This is a genomic window from Sphingomonas bacterium (assembly GCF_903644055.1).
Taxonomy (GTDB): domain Bacteria; phylum Pseudomonadota; class Alphaproteobacteria; order Sphingomonadales; family Sphingomonadaceae; genus Sphingomonas_I.
Window position 1 is genome coordinate 15,739 of record NZ_CAHJXD010000002.1, and the last position, 16,300, is coordinate 32,038.

General features: G+C 61.5%; 13 protein-coding genes. All 13 read left to right on the forward strand.

The window, feature by feature from the left end:
* The 13 genes from HUU94_RS00110 (at position 1) to HUU94_RS00170 (ending at position 15,848) form a co-directional block, all read left to right on the forward strand.
* Positions 1–252: a sarcosine oxidase subunit delta gene (locus tag HUU94_RS00110; RefSeq protein WP_174273105.1), complete on the forward strand. Its 252-nt coding sequence runs from the start codon at positions 1–3 to the stop codon at positions 250–252.
* On the forward strand, positions 249–3,200 hold the full coding sequence (locus tag HUU94_RS00115; protein ID WP_174273106.1) for a sarcosine oxidase subunit alpha family protein: 2,952 nt from the start codon (positions 249–251) through the stop codon (positions 3,198–3,200). The genes HUU94_RS00110 and HUU94_RS00115 overlap by 4 nt, the downstream gene beginning before the upstream one ends.
* A complete protein-coding gene (locus tag HUU94_RS00120; protein WP_254601796.1) occupies positions 3,193–3,696 on the forward strand; it encodes a sarcosine oxidase subunit gamma in 504 nt (167 codons plus the stop codon). The genes HUU94_RS00115 and HUU94_RS00120 overlap by 8 nt, the downstream gene beginning before the upstream one ends.
* Before the next feature lie 31 nt (positions 3,697–3,727).
* Positions 3,728–4,585, forward strand: a complete 858-nt coding sequence (purU, locus tag HUU94_RS00125; RefSeq protein WP_174273108.1) for a formyltetrahydrofolate deformylase — start codon at positions 3,728–3,730, stop codon at positions 4,583–4,585.
* Between the two features lie 165 nt (positions 4,586–4,750).
* Positions 4,751–5,452 (forward strand): helix-turn-helix domain-containing protein, encoded by a 702-nt coding sequence (locus tag HUU94_RS00130; protein ID WP_254601798.1) that lies wholly within the window; start codon positions 4,751–4,753, stop codon positions 5,450–5,452.
* Positions 5,453–5,631: 179 nt separating this feature from the next.
* A complete protein-coding gene (locus HUU94_RS00135) occupies positions 5,632–6,435 on the forward strand; it encodes a glutamine amidotransferase (protein WP_254601800.1) in 804 nt (267 codons plus the stop codon).
* Entirely contained in the window at positions 6,435–7,124 is a 690-nt protein-coding gene (locus tag HUU94_RS00140; RefSeq protein WP_174273110.1) for a protein glxC, read from the forward strand. Before HUU94_RS00135 ends, HUU94_RS00140 begins: the two co-directional genes overlap by 1 nt.
* Positions 7,125–7,135: 11 nt before the next feature.
* The gene (locus HUU94_RS00145) at positions 7,136–8,467 is read left to right on the forward strand and encodes an FMN-binding glutamate synthase family protein (RefSeq protein WP_174273111.1); all 1,332 of its coding nucleotides are present in this window, start codon (positions 7,136–7,138) and stop codon (positions 8,465–8,467) included.
* A gap of 62 nt (positions 8,468–8,529) precedes the next feature.
* The gene (glnT, locus tag HUU94_RS00150; RefSeq protein WP_174273112.1) at positions 8,530–9,828 is read left to right on the forward strand and encodes a type III glutamate--ammonia ligase; all 1,299 of its coding nucleotides are present in this window, start codon (positions 8,530–8,532) and stop codon (positions 9,826–9,828) included.
* A 437-nt stretch (positions 9,829–10,265) separates the two neighbouring features.
* Positions 10,266–13,118: a TonB-dependent receptor plug domain-containing protein gene (locus HUU94_RS00155; RefSeq protein ID WP_302480165.1), complete on the forward strand. Its 2,853-nt coding sequence runs from the start codon at positions 10,266–10,268 to the stop codon at positions 13,116–13,118.
* A 249-nt stretch (positions 13,119–13,367) separates the two neighbouring features.
* On the forward strand, positions 13,368–14,870 hold the full coding sequence (locus HUU94_RS00160; RefSeq protein WP_254601801.1) for a flavin monoamine oxidase family protein: 1,503 nt from the start codon (positions 13,368–13,370) through the stop codon (positions 14,868–14,870).
* A complete protein-coding gene (locus HUU94_RS00165; protein WP_174273115.1) occupies positions 14,867–15,268 on the forward strand; it encodes a c-type cytochrome in 402 nt (133 codons plus the stop codon). The genes HUU94_RS00160 and HUU94_RS00165 overlap by 4 nt, the downstream gene beginning before the upstream one ends.
* A gap of 70 nt (positions 15,269–15,338) precedes the next feature.
* Positions 15,339–15,848, forward strand: coding sequence for a Rid family hydrolase (locus tag HUU94_RS00170; protein WP_174273116.1), 510 nt, complete (start codon positions 15,339–15,341; stop codon positions 15,846–15,848).
* Positions 15,849–16,300 lie beyond the last annotated feature (452 nt).

Below are 16,300 nucleotides of genomic sequence, written 5' to 3' on the forward strand. Positions count from 1 at the left end.
ATGCGTATTCCCTGCCCATTTTGTGGCGAACGCGACGCTCAGGAATTCGTCTATCGCGGAGACGCTGCTCCGCAGCGGCCGACCGACGACTCCGATTTCCATGAGTATGTCTACGTGCGGAAAAATCCGGCAGGGCAGCTTTCGGAGCATTGGTATCATGCCCAGGGGTGCCGCAACTGGATCATCGTGACGCGCGACACCCAAAGCCATGAAATCTTTGATGCTGTTCTGGCATCGGAGGCGCGGCGATGAGCCGCCTTCCGGTCGGCGGCCTCATTGATCGGGCGCGGCCGCTGCGCTTCACATTCGATGGTAAGGCGCTGTCCGGCTTTGAAGGCGACACGCTCGCCTCCGCGCTGGTCGCCAATGATGTTCGCCTCGTCGGCCGGTCGTTCAAATATCACCGCCCGCGCGGTATCCTGACGGCAGGCAGCGAAGAGCCGAATGCGCTCGTCACGCTGCACAGCGGGGCGTGGGCCGAACCCAATACCCGCGCCACGACCGTCGCGCTGCGCGAGGGGCTCGAAGCCAACAGCCAGAATCGCTGGCCGAGCCTCGCCTTCGACATTCTCGCGGTCAATCAACTGGCTGCGCCGTTGTTCGTCGCCGGCTTTTACTACAAGACCTTCATGTGGCCCGCCAAATTCTGGGAGAAGGTCTACGAACCGCTGATCCGGCGTGCGGCGGGGCTCGGCAAGCTTTCGATGGAGCCCGATCCCGACTTTTACGATCGGGAGCATGGCTTTTGCGATCTGCTGGTCATCGGTGGTGGACCGACGGGACTTGCGGCGGCGCTCGTCGCCGGGCGGGCGGGGCTCAGGGTGATCGTCGCGGACGCCGACACCCGCCCGGGGGGGCGCCTTCTTGCCGAAAGGCATGTGATAGACGGGATGACCGGCGACGCTTGGGCGGCGACGATCGCGGACGAGCTGGCCGCGCTACCCAATGTCCGGCTGCTTTCGCGCACCACCGTGTTCGGCGCGTATGACGGGCACGAATATGGCGCCATCGAGCATATCTGCGATCATGTGGCGGTGTCCCGTGGCCAGCCACGGCAGCGGCTGTGGAAGATCGTCGCGCGCAGGGCTATCCTTGCGACAGGCGCAATCGAGCGCCCGCTGGTGTTCGGCGGCAATGACAGGCCGGGCGTGATGACCGCTTCGGCCGTATCGACCTATGTGAATCGCTACGCCGCAGCCCCGGGCGAGGCTGGCGTCGTGTTCACGACCACCGACAGCGGCTGGACGACGGCGCTCGATCTGATCGCCGCCGATGTCGGGATCAGCGCCGTCATAGACCCGCGCGACACCTTGCCGGCCGCCGCCGGGGAAGTGCGTGCCAGCGGTGTCGAGATCATGGGGGGCGCCGTCGTCACCGATGTTTGTGGCAGGACGGTCAAGGCGGTGGACGTGCGCACCGCCGATGGCCGCTCGCGACGGATCGGCGCGGATTTCGTGGCGATGGCCGGCGGCTGGAATCCGGCGATCGGCATCGGCAGCAATCTGGGGGCGAGACCCGTCTGGTCGGATGCGATCCACAGCTTCGTGCTCGAGGCCGCGCCGCCGGGGATGCGTACAGCAGGGGCCGCCGCCGGGAAGCTGGATCTGACCGCGGCGCTGCGAACCGCCGTCGAGGCCGCGACCGTGATCGCCGAAGATGCCGGCAAGACCGTTGGCCCGATGACCTTTTCGACGAGCGATGATCCGGCGTGCATCACGCCGCTCTGGCATGTCGGCGCGCGCCGATCGAAGGCCTTTGTCGATTTCCAGCATGACGTGACGGACAGCGATGTCGCGCTCGCAGCGCGCGAAGGCTTCGTCTCGATCGAGCACCTCAAACGCTACACCACGCTCGGCATGGCGACCGACCAGGGCAAGACCAGCCAGTTGAACGGCCATGCCCTGCTGGCGACCGCGACCGGAAAATCGATGGCGGAAACGGGCACGGTACTTTCGCGCGCGCCTTATCTGCCTGTCTCCATCGGTGTCCTCGCGGGTCACCATCGCGACGAGAATTTCCGGCCGGTTCGCAAGACCGCCAGCCATGGGTGGGCGGTGGAGGCCGGGGCGATCTTCGTCGATGCCGGGCAATGGAAACGTGCGCAATGGTTCCCGTTACCGGGCGAGAGCGATTGGCAGGAGACGGTCAACCGCGAGGTGAACATGGCCCGCAGCGCCGTCGGCATTTGCGACGTATCGACGCTGGGCAAGATCGATGTCCACGGGCCGGATGCCGGGCGGTTGCTCGATCGTCTCTATATCAACACCTTCTCGGGCCTGCCGATCGGCAAGGCGCGCTACGGCGTGATGCTGCGCGAGGACGGTATCGTGATGGACGACGGCACCACCACCCGCTTCGACGAAGATCGCTTCTACGTTACCACCACCACCGTGAACGCGGCGAAGGTGATGCAGCATATCGATTATGCGCGGCAGGTGCTGTGGCCCGAGCTGGACGTTCAGGCGACATCGGTGACCGAACAATGGTCTACTTATTCAGTCGCGGGGCCGGAAGCCCGGGCGCTGGTGCAGCAATTGTTTCCGGCCAGGGATCTGTCGAACGAAGCCTTCCCGTTCATGGCCGCAGGCGAGCTGGAGTGGCAGGGCATTCCCGCCCGGCTCTTCCGCCTCTCCTTCTCCGGAGAACTCGCCTACGAAGTCAGCGTCCCCGCTGTCTTCGGCGATCGCATGATCCGCGCGATGTTCGAGATCGGCCGCCCGCTCGGAGCCACTCCCTACGGCACCGAAGCTCTTTCGGTGATGCGGATCGAAAAAGGCCATGCGGCTGGCAACGAATTGAACGGGCAGACGACGGCGGGCGACCTCGGCATGGGCCGCATGATGTCCAAGAAGAAGGATTTTATCGGCCGCGTCATGGCCGGCCGGCCGGGCCTGCTCTCGCCGGATCGCGCGACGCTCATCGGCTTGAAGCCCGCCGATGGCCATTCCAGAATTCGCGCCGGTGCGCATCTGCTGCCCCCCGGGGCGGCGGCCGTTGCGGCCAATGATGAGGGATATGTGACCTCGGCTGCTTTTTCCCCGACGCTTGGCCACCCTATCGCACTCGGACTGCTGGCGCGAGGCGCGCTACGGCATGGCGAAAGGATCGTCGTCCACGATCCGGTGCGCGGGGCCGATGCCGAGGCGATTATCTGCAATCCGGTGTTCGTCGATCCGGAAGGGGTACGCGTCCGTGGCTGAGGATCTGTCCATCTCGACTCGCAGCGGTTTCAGCCTGGCCACCATCATGGCTCGCAAGTCGAGCGATCCCGAAGCGCTTTCGCGTAAGATCGGCGTCCCCCTGCCGTCAGGTCCCCGGACCAGCAAGGCCGGTAGCCTGATGTTGATCGGCACCGGTCCGGGCGTCTGGCTCGCTTTCTCGGATAAGCCGGCGATCGATTCAGCCGAGCAGTTGCAGGCCCGGGTCGGGGCACTGGCATCGGTGTCTGATCAATCGAGCGCCTATTCGGTGCTTCGTCTCGCGGGCCATGATGCACGGCGGCTGCTCCAGCGCGGCGTAGCGATCGACCTGCATCCGAGCCAGTTCGGTCCCGGGCAGGTGGCCACCAGCATGATCGCACATATCGGCGTTATTCTGTGGCAGGTCGATGATCTGCCGACCTACGAGATAGCAACTTTCCGCAGCTTCGCCGAAAGCTTCCGCCACTGGGTCGACGTCACCGAGCGTGCGCTCTGATGTCCTGCCCAAAATGAATGACGAGACCATGATGACCACATCGCATCTGCTTGCGTTATCCTGTCCAAATCAGCCTGGAATCGTCGCACGCGTGACTGCGGAGATATTCAAAGTCCGTGGCGATATCCGCGAAGCCCACCAGTTCGACGACGGCGCGACCAACCGCTTCTTCACACGCATCGTTTTCACGCTTCCCGATGACCAGGATCCGGCCGTCTTCAGGCGCTCCTTCGAACCGATCGCCGACCAATATGACATGATATGGTCTTTTCGCCCGCTGAGCGTGCGCCAGCGTGTTCTCCTGATGGCGTCGAAGTCGGATCATTGTCTTGTCGATCTGCTCTATCGCCAGAGGATCGGCGAGCTCAACATGGATGTGGTCGGGATTATCTCGAACCACCCACGCCAGACCTATGTGGATACCAGCTTCGGCGATATTCCTTTTCATCATCTGCCGATCACGCGGGACACCAAGCAGCAGCAGGAAGCGCAGATCAAGGCGATCGTTGAGGAGACCGGTGCGGACCTCGTCGTCCTCGCCCGCTACATGCAGATCCTGTCGGACGACCTCAGCACGTTTCTGTCCAATCGGTGCATCAACATCCACCACAGTTTCCTGCCCGGGTTCAAGGGCGCGAAGCCCTATCATCAGGCCCATGCGCACGGGGTGAAGCTCATCGGGGCGACCGCGCACTATGTGACGGCCGATCTCGATGAAGGCCCGATCATCGAGCAGGATGTGGAGCGCATCAGCCACCATGACACGCCCGAGGATCTCGTCCGCAAGGGTCGCGATATCGAACGGCGGGTGCTGGCGCGCGCGGTCGCCTTGCATCTCGATGGCAGGTCCCTGCCGAACGGCGGCAAGACCGTCGTGTTCAGGGACTGACGGCGATGGCCAAGATCATCGATGGAAAGGCCGTCACACTGTCGTCCGCAAGATGCAGGAGCACCGGTCGCAGGACGCTTCGGAATGCGTGATGAAGCGCATCGTCCGGGATGCAGGCCGGGATGAGGCCGCGTGTAACGTCGGTAATCGGGCGATGAATGGGGAATGACAGCGAATCTGTCAGCGGCTAAGATCACCAAAGCAGCCGGCCGACAGGGGGTCATGATCAAGGTCAAAGCACAGACGGCAGCGCCGATCGACGACCTGACGACCGGTTCATCAGCGCCGGTGGTTCCGGAACGCAATTTGGAAAGAGCTCTGGGAAACCAGATCAGATCGCTTCGGCGTCAACAGGATCTTTCTGTTACCGACCTGGCAAGTGCGGCCGGAATTTCGACAGGCATGCTCTCGAAGATTGAGAATGGCGCGATCTCGGCATCGCTGGCGACGCTGCAATCCATATCCACCGTGCTCCAGGCTCCCTTATCCTCGCTGTTCGCATCCTTCGAAGAGCGGCAGGATTGCTCATACGTGCCGGTGGGCCGGGGGGTGACGATCGAGCGGCGTGGCAGCAAGGTCGGGCATGTCTATCAGTTGCTCGGGCATGTGCTGCGCGGGGACGTAGCCATTGAGCCCTATCTGATTACGCTGAGGAACGATGCCGCGCCCTATACGAGCTTCCGGCATAGCGGGATCGAGTTCATTTATATGCTGAAGGGAGAGATACGGTATCGGCATGGCTCGGAGGTCTATGCTCTGAACGAGGGCGATTCCCTGCTGTTCGACAGCAGCGCACTTCACGGTCCCGAGACGCTCTCCGGCACGGAGACCGTCTATCTCTCGATCATCATATATCCGCGAACCTGATGTGATCTACGGAGCCTTTCCTGCCACGAAAATCTTGTTCCTAGCATATTGACGCGGGAGTTGGCCTTGTCTAGCCTGAACCGGAACAGTGCTGGGATCTTCGAAATATGTGCGGAATAGTTGGACTGTTCCTTAAAGATCAGTCTCTTGAAAGTAGATTAGGCGAACTTCTCTCGGAAATGCTGGTCATCATGACCGGTCGCGGGCCAGACAGTGCTGGATTCGCCGTCTATGGCGAAGGCTCTGATGGTCAGATCAAATTGACCGTTCGTGGCGTTGACTTGGCCGGGCTTGCAGAATCGCTCGGTTCCGGTGTGACAGGCATATTGCGGGACACGCATCTTGTGCTGTCGGTTCCCGCTGCAAAGGAAGAAGCGGTGCGGGCCCAGCTCGCCGTCACGCGCCCGGATCTCGTCGTCACAGGGGCCGGGCAAAGGATGGAGCTCTTCAAGGAGATCGGCCTGCCTGTGGACGTCTCGCGCCGCTTTGGCCTGCCGAACATGGCCGGTACGCACGGCATCGGCCATACGCGAATGGCAACCGAAAGTGCCGTGACCACCGACGGCGCCCATCCTTTCTCGACCGGCTCCGATCAATGCCTGGTCCACAATGGCTCCCTGTCGAACCACCGGTCGCTGCGTCGCGTGCTGGAAGCCAAAGGACTGAGCTTTGCCACCGACAATGACAGCGAAGTCGCGGCCGGCTACATCACTTCGAAGCTTGAAGAGGGCGCCACGCTTGCCGAGGCGCTCGAGGCCAGTCTGAGCGATCTGGACGGCTTCTTCACCTTTGTCGTCGGTACGGAAAGCGGCTTCGCCGTCCTGCGCGATCCGATTTCCTGCAAGCCGGCGGTGATGGCCGAGACCGACCAATATGTCGCGTTCGGTTCCGAATATCGCGCGCTCGCGCGTCTGCCGGGTATCGAAAAGGCCCGTGTCTTCGAGCCGGAGCCGGCGCGTGTCTATGCGTGGGAGCGTATTTGATGCGGACGATCGACCTGGCCGTTACGGGCCGCCGCGCGCTCAATGCCGAACTTCACGCCTTGCCGGAGGGGACCAACGAAACGCAGTGGCGGGTGGAGAATCCCGAGGGCGCGCATGCGCTCGCGGTCGGTGTCGATGCGCCGATCACGATCGAGATCGTCGGGCATGCCGGTTATTATTGTGCGGGCATGAACAAGCAGGCGACGGTCATCGTCAGCGGCAATGCCGGCGTGGGCGTCGCCGAGAACATGATGTCCGGCAAAGTCCATGTGAAAGGCGATGTCAGCCAGTCCGCGGGCGCGACGGCGCATGGCGGCCTCCTCGTGATCGATGGCGATGCGTCGGCGCGCTGCGGCATATCGATCAAGGGTGTCAGCATCGTGGTGAAGGGTTCGATCGGGCCGATGAGCGCGTTCATGGCCCAATCCGGCACGATGCTTGTGCTGGGAGATGCCGGCGATGCGCTTGGCGACTCGATCTACGAGGCGCGTTTGTATGTTCGCGGGCAGGTGAAGAGCCTTGGCGCGGATTGCGTGGAAAAGGAGCTTCGGCCCGAGCATTTGCAGGAAATCGCAGATCTTCTCGCCGAGGCAGGGCTCGATGGATCGGTCAATCCCGCCGACTTCAAGCGATATGGGTCCGGTCGTTCGCTCTACAATTTCCACGTCGACAATGCGGCATCGTACTGAGGATCCGATAAATGGACGTGAACAATATTCCGAAGACGCTGCCGCGGCATTCGGCCACTTTCGATCCCTATACGATGTCGGAAATCCGCCGCGCGGCGGCGACGGGCATCTATGACATACGTGGTGCCGGCACGAAGCGCGCCCTGCCCCATTTCGATGACTTGCTGTTCCTCGGCGCGTCGATCTCCCGCTATCCGCTCGAAGGCTATCGGGAAAAGTGCGCGACCGACGTCTGGCTGGGCACGCGGTTCGCGAAGAAGCCCATCCACCTCCAGATTCCGGTCACGATCGCGGGCATGAGCTTCGGCTCATTGTCGGCGCAGGCCAAGGAGGCGTTGGGCCGTGGTGCGAGCCTGGCCGGAACCTCGACGACGACAGGCGACGGCGGCATGACGTCGGAAGAGCGCGGCCAGTCGAAGACGCTCATCTACCAGTATCTTCCGTCACGCTACGGGATGAACCCGGACGATCTGCGCAAGGCCGACGCGATCGAGATCGTGATCGGGCAGGGCGCCAAGCCCGGCGGCGGCGGCATGCTGTTCGGGCAGAAGATTTCGGATCGCGTTGCGCAGATGCGCAACCTTCCCAGGGGCATCGACCAGAGATCGGCCTGCCGCCACCCCGATTGGACCGGCCCCGACGATCTCGAGATCAAGATCGAGGAACTGCGGGAGATCACCGACGGCGATAAGCCGATCTACGTCAAGGTCGGTGCCACAAGGCCCTATTACGATGTGGCTCTGGCCGTGAAATCCGGTGCCGATGTCGTTGTCCTCGATGGCATGCAGGGCGGGACGGCGGCGACGCAGGAAGTGTTCATCGAGCATGTCGGTATCCCGATCCTCGCCGCGATCCGTCCTGCCGTGCAGGCGCTGCAGGACCTCGGGATGCATCGCAAGGTCCAGCTCATCGTTTCGGGCGGCATACGCAACGGGGCCGATGTCGCGAAGGCGCTGGCGCTGGGTGCCGACGCGGTCGCCATCGGCACCGCCGCTCTCGTCGCGCTCGGCGACAACGATCCGGCATATGCCGAGGCTTATGCCCAGCTTGGCACCGAGCCCGGCGCCTATGACGACTGGCAGGAAGGTCGCGATCCGGCCGGGATCACAACGCAGGATCCTGAACTGGCAGCCCGGCTTGATCCGGTCGCCGCCGGCCGGCGTCTCGCCAATTACCTCGCCGTGCTGACGCTCGAGGCGCAGACCATCGCCCGGGCATGCGGCAAAAGCCACCTGCACAATCTGGAGCCGGAAGATCTCGTCGCGCTCACGATCGAGGCCGCCGCGATGGCGCGCGTTCCTCTCGCCGGCACTAGCTGGATTCCCGGCGGCGGAGGCTTCTGACCTGTGTGAATAATATTGCGGGAAGCCTTGATTGAGGTCTGCGACTTGGGGGGTAACGATACGTGTCGATCGATTTGACGAAGCTCGCCGCAGATAAAGAGATCAAGTATTTCCTGATCTCCTATACGGATCTGTTCGGCAGCCAGCGAGCCAAGCTGGTTCCGGCGAGCGCGATCGCCGGCATGCAAAAGAATGGGGCGGGGTTCGCCGGCTTTGCCACCTGGCTCGATATGTCTCCGGCCGACTCCGATCTTCTCGCGCTGCCGGATCCCGAAAGCCTGATCCAGTTGCCGTGGAAACCGGATGTGGGCTGGCTTGCCGCTGATCTGTGGATGAACGGGAAACGGGTCGAGGCCAGCCCGCGTAATGCTCTCAAGCGCCAGATCGCGAAGGCAGCCGAACTGGGCCTACAGATGAAGACCGGCGTCGAATGCGAATTCTTCCTGATAACGCCGGATGGCGAGCGCATTGCGGATCAGGCCGATACGCAGAGCAAGCCCTGTTATGACCAGCAGGCCCTGATGCGCCGTTATGATGTCATCACGGAAATCTGCGACAGCATGCTCGCGCTCGGCTGGCAGCCATATCAGAATGATCATGAGGATGCGAACGGCCAGTTCGAGATGAACTGGCATTATGACGATGCTCTTCTCACTGCGGATCGACATGTATTCTTCAAATTCATGGCGAAGTCGATCGCGGAGAAGCATGGGCTTCGCGCAACATTCATGCCGAAACCGTTCATCAACCTCACCGGTAACGGCTGCCACATGCATGTGTCGCTTTGGCGCAGCGAGACCAATGCGTTCGAGGACGCCGCCGGCGCCGATGGACTGTCGGATCTGGCGCTCCATTTCATTGGCGGCGTCATCAATTCCGCCGATGCGTTGGCCGCATTCCTGAATCCGACGATCAACAGCTACAAGCGGATCAATGCGCCGCGGACCGCTTCTGGAGCGACGTGGGCACCCAATTCGGTGACCTGGACGGGCAATAACCGCACGCACATGATCCGTGTGCCTGACAGTGATCGCTTCGAGCTCCGTCTGGCCGATGGTGCGACCAATCCCTACCTGATGCCCGCGGCGACGCTTGCGGCCGGCCTGGACGGCATTTCGGCACGCCGTGATCCCGGTCCGCGGCTCGACATCAATATGTATACGGACGGTCATTCGATCGCCGACACCAAGAAGCTGCCGCTCAATCTGCTCGATGCGCTGCGGGCACTCGAAGCGTCTGCCGTCATGCAGGAAGGGTTGGGCGAGGTCGTTCCGGCCTATCTCAAGCTTAAAAACTCCGAGTGGAACGATTTCTGCCGGCATCTGACTGATTGGGAGCGTGGCCACACGCTCGATTGCTAGGCGAGGAGTGGTTCGCCCAGGCCGACACCATGGGGGGATGTGTTTTCTACCGCGTGATCGTCGAGGAAGCGGGTCGGTGGACGTCCTGTGGGTTGACGGGCCGGCTGGCCGGTAGCCATCCGACATCCCTATTTTCCGGTCGGGGAATCAAGCATTTGCAAAGCGATCAGGCCCGGAGCCTGAGCGCCGGAGGGGCTGCTCGAGGACGGCCTCAATTACCCCAAACTGCAAAATATTCCTGAGAAGAAAATCTGTTGACATGTCCGAATCGATCGGTATCAATCTGCCATAGTTGGTTTGTTCTTCAATCGCTGATCTTAGCGAACTAAAGAAGTAATTATACTAATAGATACCGGAGGGGAATGCTGACGCGGACACGATGCTAACAAGCGCGTGCCAGTGGGGAAGTATTATGTTATCTATATAGGGGGAATTACATGGCCGATCGTAGATTTCGCCATCGGGCCGTTGCGATACTTCTGATTGGCACAGCGGGTGTGTGCGCGCATTCGGCTTCTGCGCAGTCTGTAATATCCTCCTCTTCCGCCGCCAAGTCGGGCGAAAGCCAGACCGATAGCGCAGGAAGCGACGCGATTGTCGTTACCGGCACCCGCATTGTCCGTGACGGATATCAGTCGCCCACCCCGACCACCGTGCTCGGCGTCGAGGAGCTTCAGCGCAAGGCGCCGATAAACATCGCCGATCAGGTCAACCAGCTCCCGTCGCTGGCTGGAAGCTCCCGGAACAACACCAACAGCATCAGCGGTGGCGGCATCGGCGTGAACTCGCTGAACCTGCGTAACCTCGGCGTGACGCGCACCCTGATCCTGCTCGATGGTCAGCGCATGCCGGCGGCCACCACGGGCGGCGCCGTCGACGTCAACACGATCCCGAACAACTTGGTCAAGCGCGTGGACATCGTGACCGGCGGCGCTTCGGCGGCATGGGGCTCCGATGCGGTCGCAGGCGTCGTCAATTTCGTGCTCGATAAGGATTTTACTGGGATCAAGGGCGATATCGTGGGCGGCATCACCACCTACGGCGACGATCCAACCTTCAAGGCTTCCATCGCTGCCGGCACCCACTTCGCCGACGGTCGCGGTCACATCATGGTCAGCGGCGAAGTCGCCTATGACGACGGCATTCGAAAGATGCCGCGTTCCTGGTTCCGCGGCACCAAGCAGCTTTTCAGCCCGACCTATACGGCGACCAATGGCCAGCCCGAACTCCTCGTCCGCGAGAATGTCGGCTACACCACGCTGGCGCCCGGCGGCATCGTGACGGCGGGGCCGCTGCGCGGCCTCTATTTCGGGCCGAACGGCACGCCCACCCAGCTAAATTACGGCTCGATCGTTCGCGATCCCAGCATGGTCGGCGGCGACTGGCAGGTCACCGATTTCGCGACCACCACCGAAAGCCTGCTGCCGACCGTCTCGCGCCAGAACGCGTTCGGCCGCGCCAGCTATGAAATTTTCGACAATGTCGAAATCTATGGCCAGTTTTCCTACGGCCGGTCGAAGGTCAAGGAGTTGAGTTCGCCGCAATATCAATTCGGCGGGCTCACGATCCAGCGCGACAATGCGTTCCTGCCGGCCTCGGTTGTGTCACGGATGCAGTCGCTCGGGCTGACGAGCCTGACGATAGGCACGAGCAACGACGCGATCGGCCCGGTTCCCTATACGGGCACCCGCGAAATGTATCGGTATGTGGTGGGTGCGAACGGCAAGTTCCGCGCGCTCGGCACCGACTGGTCGTGGGATGTCTTCTACAACCGCAACATTACCGATCTTTACCAAAATTCGCGCGTCGGCGTGAATGCCAACTATGCCAGGGCGATCGACGCGGTGATCGGACCGAACGGCTCGATCGTCTGCCGTTCGACGCTTACGGACCCGACGAACGGCTGCGCACCGCTCAATATCATCGGCACCGGCGTCGCGACGCAGAGTGGCCTGAACTACGTCCTCGGCAATTCGGTCCTCAACAACAAATTCACCCAGCAGGAATATGCCGCCTCGATGCGCGGCGAGCCCTTCTCGACCTGGGCAGGCCCGGTTTCGGTGGCATTCGGCGTGGAGCATCGGAGCGAAGCGTCCAGCGGCACCAACGATCCGATCTCGCGCACGAACGGCTTCTTCTACGGAAACTACAAGCCGCTCAATGGCTCGTACAAGGTGACGGAAGGCTTCTTCGAAACCGTCGTCCCGCTTGTGAAGGATACCTCCTGGACCAGGTCGCTCGATTTCAACGGGGCGGTCCGCATCACGGATTACAGCACATCCGGCCGCGTCACGACGTGGAAGGTCGGTGGCGTCTGGAAGCCGATCGATGACATCACGCTTCGTATCACGCAGTCCCGCGATATTCGGGCCGGCAATCTTTCGGATCTTTATCAGGTGGGCCGGACGGGCACGATCTCGATCAACGATCCGGCGCGCAACAACGAATCCTACACGATCGTGTCGAGCACGGTCGGAAATACCGAAATCAAGCCCGAAAAGGCCAGATCGTTCAATGTCGGCGGCGTCGTCCAGCCACGCTTCCTTCCGGGCTTTTCGATCGCGGTCGATTACTTCTCGATCGACGTCAGAGGCGTGATCGCAACCCTGACCGCGCCCAACCTCCTCAATCTTTGCTACACCGGCGGCGATCAAAGCCTCTGCCAGTTCGTCGCCCGCAATTCGGCCGGATTGATCTCTACGATCACGCTGAAGCCGGTCAATCTCGCGCGGCAGAGGGTGCGCGGCATCGATTTCGAGGCCAGTTATCAGGTGCAGTTGAGCGATATTTCGTCGTCCTTGGGTAACGGGCGGTTTACGCTGCGCGCGCTGGCCAGCCATTATCTGCAAGCCGTCACGGATACCGGCATCATCGGGAACGTCCCGCAAGTGGCGCTGGGTGCTGCCGAAGGGACGCCGCGCTGGCGCTACCGGGTCGAGGGCACCTATTCCAACGAGCGCATCACCGCTTCGATCACCGGGCGCGGCGTCAGCTCCGGCGTTCTCTCGCCTATGTATATCGAATGCACCACCAACTGCCCGGTCTCGACCGCCAACAACCGGACGATCGACAATAATCATGTCGACGGCGCGCTCTACTTTGATGCGTCTTTCAGCGTGAAGATCACACCCGGTCTCGAGAGCTTCCTGGTGGTCGAGAATTTCACCAATAAGGATCCGGCACAAGTTGCCAGCGGGACCAGCGTCGCCGGCGCGCAATGGGGTGTCTCCGGCCTCTATTACGATCTTTACGGCCGCACGTTCCGGGCCGGCATCCGCTTCAAATACTGACCGATCTGAACAGGCTAGGCAGGGGTTTTCCGGGATGAGCCGTCTTTCAATCGCTGGCGCTCCTTCGATCATAGGGATCCCCGCCGCCGCCGCGCATAGCTTTGTCGAAGCCTGCTCGCACGGGCGCCGCCCGCGTGAGAAGCAGCAATCCCGGTAAGGAAAAAAGCAATGGACCTACCCTCGGTATCCCGTCGATCCCTGCTAAGCCTTATCGGGACGGTCGCCGGTTCGTCGGCCATGTATCAGGCCATGGCGGCAATGGGGCAGACGCAGGAGTCCCATTATACCGGCCCGCTCAAGCTGGACGGCGATCCCAAGGGGGCCTCGGTCGTCATCCTCGGCGCCGGGCTTGCCGGCATGACCTCCGCTTATGAGCTCAAGAAGGCCGGCTACAAGGTCACGGTTCTCGAATATCAGGACAGGACCGGCGGGCGAAACTGGTCAATTCGGGGCGGAGATACCATCCGTGAGATCGGATCGACGCAGAGGTGCGAATTCGATGCCGGCTTTTATCTCAATCCGGGGCCTTGGCGGATTCCGTACCACCACCACGCGATCATCAATTATTGCCGCGAATTTGGCGTCGCGCTGGAGCCGTTTCACCAGATCAACAACAATGCATTCGTGCACAATACAGCCGCTTTTGGCGGCAAGCCGAAGCGGTATCGCGAGGTCGAGAACGACTTTCACGGGCATGTCGCCGAGTTGCTGGCGAGGGCGACGAACCAGAGCGCGCTGGATCAGAGCGTCTCCAAGGAGGATCGCGAGATCCTGCTCGAGGCGCTCAAGAACTGGGGCGCCCTCGACAATCAGTATCGCTATGCCAAGTCGGAGCTGGTGTCGGAACGGCGCGGATATGACGTGCTCGTCGGTGCCGGCTCGATCCCGCCGGTTTACTCACAGCCGCTGGAACTCGACGAACTGCTGCAATCGCGGCTCTGGAGGTCGCTCGCGGGATCGCACAGCTTCGATATGCAGCCTACCATCTTCCAGCCGGTCGGCGGCATGGGCAAGATCGGCGATGCCTTCGCGCGGGAGATCGGGCCCGGCGTCATCAAGATGAATTGTCGCGTCGTGAAGATCGATCAGGACGATAAGGGCGTTACCGTGAGCTATGTGGATCCGCTGAAGGGCGGCCCCACGCAGACGATCGCCGCGCAATGGTGCATCAACACCATCCCGGCGCCGGTTCTTTCCCGTCTGCCCATGCAGATCAGCAGCAGCTTGCGGGCCGCGATCGATGCGGTCGCGCCTTATGGCACCAATTTCAAGGCCGGCCTACAGATGAAGCGCCGGTTTTGGGAGGAGGATGAGCTGATCTTCGGCGGCTTCAGCAACACCAATCTGTCGATTCGTCAGATCGGCTATCCCAACAGCGCCTATGCCACACGCGGCAAGGGCGTGCTGCTGGGGGCCTATATCGGCGGCCCCGGCTGTTACGAATATGCGGTGATGGATCCGAAGGATCGGCTGAAGCGGATCGTGGCCGAGGGCACTCAAATCCACCCGCAATATCGGGAAGAATATGAAAACGGGATCACGGTCGCCTGGAGCCGAATTCCGTGGACGATGGGCTGCCTCTCCAATTGGACGGAGGAGCGCCGGAAGGAGCATTATGAGGCGCTCATCGCCATCGATGGCCGGATGATGCTCGCTGGGGAGCATGCATCTTACGGTATCTGGCAGGAGCATGCGATCCTGTCGGCTCTGGATGCCGTCAAGCGTCTTCACGCACGCATCACCGCTGCATGAGCAAGCTGAAGGGAAAGCCTGTGAAAACCAAATTCTCTCGCGTGTTGCTGCTTGCAACGATTGCGGCTTGCGCGTCCGGTGAGGCGTCGGCCCAGCAACGGCCGACGAAGACCGGAAAGCAGGTCTTCGAGACGGTCTGCCAAGCCTGCCATCTCCCGGGAGGCGTCGGTGACGCGGGAACCTATCCGGCGCTCGCCAAGAATCCGAAACTTCAGAACGCTCAATATCCGGCTTACGTCGTCGTCAACGGGCTAAAGGCCATGCCGGCCTTAGGCGCCCTGCTGAACGATGCGGAGATCGCCGGTGTCGTAACCTATATTCGAACGAACTTCGGCAACAAATACAATAAGCCGGTCACGCCCGAAGACATCAAGGCTCTGCGCAAACCGGTCAAATAGATCGGCCGCTCATGGCCGATAGAATCCAAGATCATTCCGCCGGAATACCGGTTTCGCGAAAGGTTCGTTCATGCGCATGTTCCTAGCTGCCGCCTGTGTCGCTGCGATCCTGGGTGCCGCTGCCGCGCCGGCCGCCGACATAGTGCGCCACCAGCTTACGCCACCGGGGCTGATCCTGCAGAGCGCCACGGTCCCTGCCGGCGCCGAGATGCTCTATCTGTCGGGCCAGCTCGCCAGCCCGATAGATCCGGCCAAGAAGCCTGCTCCCGGCGCGCCGCTGACGCGGGCCGATTACGGCGACACCAAGACGCAGACGATCAGCGCGCTCACCAATATGAAGCAGGTTCTGGCCGAGCGCGGCTACAAGATGTCGGACGTCATCACGATGATGACATATTTGGCCGCTGATCCCGAACTTGGCGGGAAGTTGGATACTGCCGGATATAACGAAGGATTCAAGATGTTCTTCAAGACGGCGGAAAATCCAGAAACAGTTACGCGTGCTAGCGTACAGGTCGCTGCACTGGTAAATCCGGCCTTGCTTGTCGAGATTGTCGTCGTCGCGGCGAAAAACCGTTAAACTAATCTGTGGTAAATGTGTATGAGTGTAATGAATCCCATGTATACGGTGTATTGTGCCAACAGCGGATGACGCTGGAAGAGGTCGAAGCCCATTGTCGAGCAGCTTACGACAAGCACCGGCAGTGAAGTGTCGCTCAAATGGAAATCGACGCTGCGGTGCCATCCTGCCTTGATCGGTCTGAGGTTCGTACGTGATCGAGAACGCTGGATGTTATCCTGGCGAGTTTGACGCAGCCGAGGATGTTGGCGGCGAGTTCGTCATAGCGTGTAGCGATGTGACCCCATTACTTGAGCGACCTTTGTAGTCGCGGGATTTGGTGTGTCGGGTGTGAGGTGGAGCGGTGTGTCTCTTTGAGCCATGTTTTGCAGACAGCTGGGCACCCGCATCAACGTGTCGCTGGCGGCGGTAGGGCATGCCGAGAGCATGGTTTGCCTCTCTGCCGTCTGAAG